Source organism: Roseibium sp. (assembly GCF_025698965.1).
Lineage (GTDB): Bacteria > Pseudomonadota > Alphaproteobacteria > Rhizobiales > Stappiaceae > Roseibium.
The window spans coordinates 1-4,583 of the sequence record NZ_JAILWL010000502.1 but is presented as its reverse complement, the minus strand read 5'-3'; the positions used below and the strand labels follow the sequence as shown (position 1 = coordinate 4,583).

General features: G+C 55.3%; 6 protein-coding genes and 1 tRNA gene. 6 read left to right on the top strand and 1 reads right to left on the bottom strand.

All coding sequences use genetic code 11. The features are described from left to right. Both K5905_RS28115 and K5905_RS28110 read left to right on the top strand, forming a co-directional pair. Positions 1 to 714, top strand: a 714-nt coding sequence (locus tag K5905_RS28115) for a glycosyl transferase (protein ID WP_297590549.1), incomplete at its 5' end; no start/stop codon positions are given. Between the two features lie 98 nt (positions 715 to 812). After that, positions 813 to 1,691, top strand: a complete 879-nt coding sequence (locus tag K5905_RS28110; protein WP_297590547.1) for an NAD(P)-dependent oxidoreductase — start codon at positions 813 to 815, stop codon at positions 1,689 to 1,691. On the opposite strand, the gene lipB is transcribed toward K5905_RS28110, so the two are convergent. Continuing rightward, complete coding sequence (lipB, locus tag K5905_RS28105; RefSeq protein ID WP_297590545.1) at positions 1,688 to 2,407, bottom strand: lipoyl(octanoyl) transferase LipB; 720 nt, start codon at positions 2,405 to 2,407, stop codon at positions 1,688 to 1,690. The two genes, K5905_RS28110 and lipB, sit on opposite strands and share 4 nt — an antisense overlap. 95 nt (positions 2,408 to 2,502) lie before the next feature. Here lipB and K5905_RS28100 point away from each other — a divergent pair, with 95 nt between their 5' ends. The 4 genes from K5905_RS28100 to K5905_RS28085 form a co-directional block, all read left to right on the top strand. Next, complete coding sequence (locus K5905_RS28100) at positions 2,503 to 2,769, top strand: FliM/FliN family flagellar motor switch protein (RefSeq protein ID WP_297590542.1); 267 nt, start codon at positions 2,503 to 2,505, stop codon at positions 2,767 to 2,769. A 133-nt stretch (positions 2,770 to 2,902) separates the two neighbouring features. Further along, a tRNA-Leu gene (locus K5905_RS28095) sits at positions 2,903 to 2,989 on the top strand. Positions 2,990 to 3,202: 213 nt separating this feature from the next. Then, positions 3,203 to 3,475 carry a hypothetical protein gene (locus K5905_RS28090; RefSeq protein WP_297590539.1) on the top strand — a complete coding sequence of 91 codons (273 nt, stop codon included), beginning with the start codon at positions 3,203 to 3,205 and terminating at the stop codon, positions 3,473 to 3,475. 185 nt (positions 3,476 to 3,660) lie between these two features. Next, positions 3,661 to 4,583 (top strand): CBS domain-containing protein (locus K5905_RS28085; RefSeq protein ID WP_297590536.1); only part of this gene is annotated, 923 nt, incomplete at its 3' end.

Here is a 4,583-nt window from a genome sequence, read left to right as displayed (position 1 = left end):
ACGCCCGCAGTCGATCCGGGCGATCTCGATGCCCTGAAGCTATTTGAACCTCGGCTTGGCTGCTGCAAGAGGTTGCCGACATCCGCTGCATTCAATGAACGCCATGAACGCGGGAGGCTTCACAAGGCGGCGCCTTTCACCAAGGGTGGCAAGCCGGTGTTTCACACACCGCTCGACAATTTCGTCAAATTGCGGTTGTGGCAATTGGCGGAATACGAAAAAGTCGTTTTCATTGATGCCGATGCACTTGTTTTGAAGAATTGTGACAGGTTGTTTGGTTACCCGGAATTCTGTGCCGCGCCGAATGTTTATGAGAGCGTCGCAGATTTTCATCGGCTCAACAGCGGTGTTTTCACGGCGGAACCCAGCGAGGCGACTTTCAAGGACATGCTGGAGCGTCTGGATCAACCGGAGACATTCTGGCGGCGGACGGATCAGACGTTTCTGGAAAACTACTTCCCTGACTGGCACGGCCTCCCGGTCTTTTACAACATGTTGCAATATGTCTGGTTCAATTTGCCGGACCTCTGGAGCTGGAGTGAAATCCACATTCTGCATTTCCAATACGAAAAGCCTTGGCAGATTGACCATGACAAGGCGGAACTCGTTCGGCCTTTGATCGATCTCTGGCAGGCTTTTGCGTCAGGTGATGGGGTACCCGAAGAGATCGGCTCGCTTCCTGTACCAGGGCAAATGGAGACGGTTCGGGTTTAACAAGCGTCTTAGGGCGCGCCTGTGAATAGGGTATAAGAGCCCGACTCGCGCCTTCACGGCCAATCCCAAATTGAGAAGTGCTCTTCTGAGGCCATTTGATGCATGTATTGATTACCGGTGCCAACGGCTCGGTCGGCCGTTTCATCGTCAAGCGACTGCTGGACGACGGTCATGCCGTGACCGTGTTGGGACGTCGCCCGCTAGAAGACTGGCCCGTTGACTTTATCGGCTACGATTTGGCCGAAAAATCTCTGCAATTGCCTGAAGCAGATGCGCTTGTCCATTGTGCGCTTCAGCATGTGCCGGGCAAATTCCGGGGAGGTGAGGGAGACGATCCGCACGGGTTCATCCGGCAGAATGTGGAAGGCACACAGCTTCTGTTCGAAGTGGCAAAAGAAACGGGAATCAAACACTGCGTGTTCCTGTCGAGCCGGGCTGTTTACACCGATACCGGCAACTGGACTGTTTTGGGAGAGGTGGCCGAAACGCAGCCTGGCACTCTTTACGGACAGGCCAAACTGGCGGGTGAAGAGGCGATGAAAACGTTGGTTGAAACGGAATTTCTCGGCAGCGTGCTTCGGGCGACTGGCGTTTACGGGCTGCCTCCCGGAAAAAGGGAGCACAAGTGGTCCGGGCTGTTTCAGCGGTTTGAAAACGGCAAAGAGATTGCACCGCGACTAGGAACTGAAGTGCATGGCGACGACCTTGCCGATGCCGTGTCGTTGCTCTTGCAAAAGCGGCCATTCACGGGATCGCTATTCGAGGTCTACAATGTGTCGGATCTTCTGCTTGATCGCCAGGATCTGCTTTCCCGGTATGCGCGTCTCAAGAATATAACGGCGCCGGTTCCACAGCGAGCCGATGAAGCACTTGGCGTCATGGATACTGGAAAACTTAAGGTGCTTGGCTGGAACCCTGGTGGCGACAGGCGTTTGCAGGATTTCCTTGAAAGCCAATGCGCCGAGGGCGAGCGCTAACTGACTGGTTCCACCTGCATGGTCGGGCCAAAGATCTTTTCAAACTCAGCGCGCAGCACCGTGTCGTTTTCGGCCATTGTCACCGGTATGCCAAGGTCAACGAGGCTGGTGACACCGTGTTCGGATATGCCACAGGGCACGATCCCGGAAAAGTGGTCCAGCTCCGGCTCGACATTGAAACTGATACCGTGAAACGTCACCCATTTGCGCAGACGGATTCCGATGGCAGAAATCTTGTCTTCCACACCTTCTCCTCGCTCTGGACGCTTGACCCAAACGCCAACCCGATCCTCCCTGCGCTCGCCGCGAATATGGTAGTGCCAGAGAGTGTTGATCAGCCAGGCTTCCAGCGCGGATACGAAGGCACGTACGTCCTGATGCCGACGCTTCAGGTCCAGCATGACATAGGCCACCCTCTGCCCGGGGCCGTGATAGGTGTGCTGACCACCGCGGCCTGTGCGATAGACGGGAAACCGGTCCGGGGCCACCAGATCGCTGTCGTCTGCTCTCTTTCCGGCGGTGTATATCGGTGGATGCTCAAGCAGCCAGACCTGCTCGCGTGCTTCGCCTGCAATGATTCTCTTCACTTGCTCATCCATTGCAGTCAGAGCGTCTTCATAGTCGACAAGTTCGTCTGAAATTTTCCATTCCACCGGTTCAGTGCCCGGTTTCGGCAGAAAACTTATGGAAATCGCGTCTCTATCGGCAGGTGACATGTGGATGACAGTTCTTTGTTTTTTGAGCTGGCTTGCCGGGCCGTGGTATGGTTGGGCGCTGGCGGGTACCGCCTATTTAAGGAACCAAGCGCGCAATGACCACCTTTGATGAAATCAAAGTCGATATTTCCGTTGTTCTCGGAGAATCCGAAATGCCGGTCCATCAGTTGTTGCGCATGGGCCGCGGCGCTGTCATCGATCTCGACGTAGCCGAGGATGACGACGTGAAGATTTATGCCAACAACACGCTGGTTGCCAGGGGGCAGGTGGTTCTTCTGGGAGAACGGATCGGCATATCAATCACTGAAGTTCTGATGCGCCCGCCGGAAATTCGGCCTATGCGGACCGACGGTCCCCTTTGAGCAGCTGGCAATCCGGTTTCAAAAGAAAAATTACGTGCTTGTGAATTATTGCCATTTCGGCACTTGCGCCCCCAAATTCCTTTTGCTACATGGGGCGCCTCGACGCTGACAGGCGCGAGAAACAATCGAATATGCGGTCGTGGCGGAATTGGTAGACGCGCAGCGTTGAGGTCGCTGTGGGGTAAAACCCGTGGAAGTTCGAGTCTTCTCGACCGCACCATTCGCTCTTCAGAGGAGCGAGACAAGAAACCGGCTTTAGCCGGTTTTTTTGCGTCTGGACTTCGACATGAAAATTTTGCCCTTGGAGCGTTTGACAGGGCATAGTCAATGAACCGGATTCTCATTCTCAGGCGGTTTGATGAACAGTTCAGGCGGTGTGCCTCTTCTCAATTTGTTTCTTTGTGCTGCCAGGTGCCTCACGCTGGGAGCTGGTTTGTTTCTTTTTTCAGCTCCGCTCGCCCTGGCCCAATCCCTTTCCATCAATCCGGCGAATTTCAGAGGAATGCCATGCCAACAGCTTTGGTATGTGGAACAGGAGGTGCTGGCAGAAGGGCGGGTTTGTCTGAAAACCGTGCGGGCACAAAGAGCTTTCAGTCGGGCAGAGCGTTGCATCTCCAGCAGCGAAAGCATCTTGCCTGAAAAGGCACGCGACTATCTGGGCGAACTGCGGAATGTTGCAAAGGACAAACGCTGTCCTGAGTTTTAGGCGGTTTGTGGAACCCGTGTTGAAGGTTCCCGTCGAATATTCGGGAAGAACCGGCAAAATCCCTCCAAGCTTGTGGACTGGTTCCGCTTTTCCGGTGGCACTTTCGATGCTCAAAGGCTAGTTCTGAACGAAGAACTCCGGTGTTGCTGCCGGAGTTGGTCTTGGTCTGGGGAGGGAGGCGCCGGATGAGCGAAGCAGCTAAGCTTGATGTGACTGCCTCTGCCGAACCTGTCATTCCAGTGCGCGACGAGGAAGACCGGCTCAATCCCGAATTCATCTCAGCCGTCGAAGCGGCGATCCAGGCGCAAGACCAATATGGCTTGAGGACCCTCGCAGGTGATCTGCACGAGGCCGATACCGGTGATCTTCTCGAAACGCTTACCGCAGAAGAACGCGCTGATTTCATTCGCCTTCTGGGAGATGAATTCGACTATACCGCGCTGACGGAGACAGACGAAGCGGTGCGTTTGCAGGTTCTGGAGGACTTGCCGAACGAAGTCATTGCTGAAGGTCTGGAAGACCTCGACTCCGATGATGCCGTCTACATTCTGGAAGACCTGGATGAAGACGACCAGGCCGCAATTCTTGAAGAACTGCCCTATGCCGACAGGGCGCAGCTGCAGAAGGCGCTGGACTATCCTGAAGAAAGCGCCGGGCGGCGCATGCAGAGCGAATTTATCGCGGTGGCCCCGTTCTGGACGGTCGGGCAAACCATCGACTACATGCGCGAGGCGCGTGACCTTCCAGACAGCTTTTATGAAATTTATGTCGTTGACCCGACCTTCAAGCTTCTCGGGTCGGTGCATCTCGACAAGATCCTGCGCACGAAAAGGGCGGAAAAGGTCACCTCGATCATGGAGGAGACCCGGCAGGCGGTTCTGGCAACCGAGGACCAGGAAGAAGTGGCCCGCCGATTTGAGCGCTACAATCTGGTTTCTTCCGCGGTTGTCGATGAGAACGAACGGCTTGTCGGTGTGCTGACGGTGGATGACATCGTCGACGTGATCCAGGAAGAGGCGGAAGAAGATCTGCGTGCGCTCGCCGGTGTCGGTGATGAAGAGATTTCCGACAGTGTTGTGACGATTGCCCGATCGCGCCTGTCCTGGCT

Coding starts and splice junctions, on each gene's coding strand:
- K5905_RS28110 (WP_297590547.1), top strand. CDS start 813: ATGCATGTATTGATTACCGGTGCCAACGGCTCGGTCGGCCGTTTCATC.
- lipB (WP_297590545.1), bottom strand. CDS start 2,407: ATGTCACCTGCCGATAGAGACGCGATTTCCATAAGTTTTCTGCCGAAA.
- K5905_RS28100 (WP_297590542.1), top strand. CDS start 2,503: ATGACCACCTTTGATGAAATCAAAGTCGATATTTCCGTTGTTCTCGGA.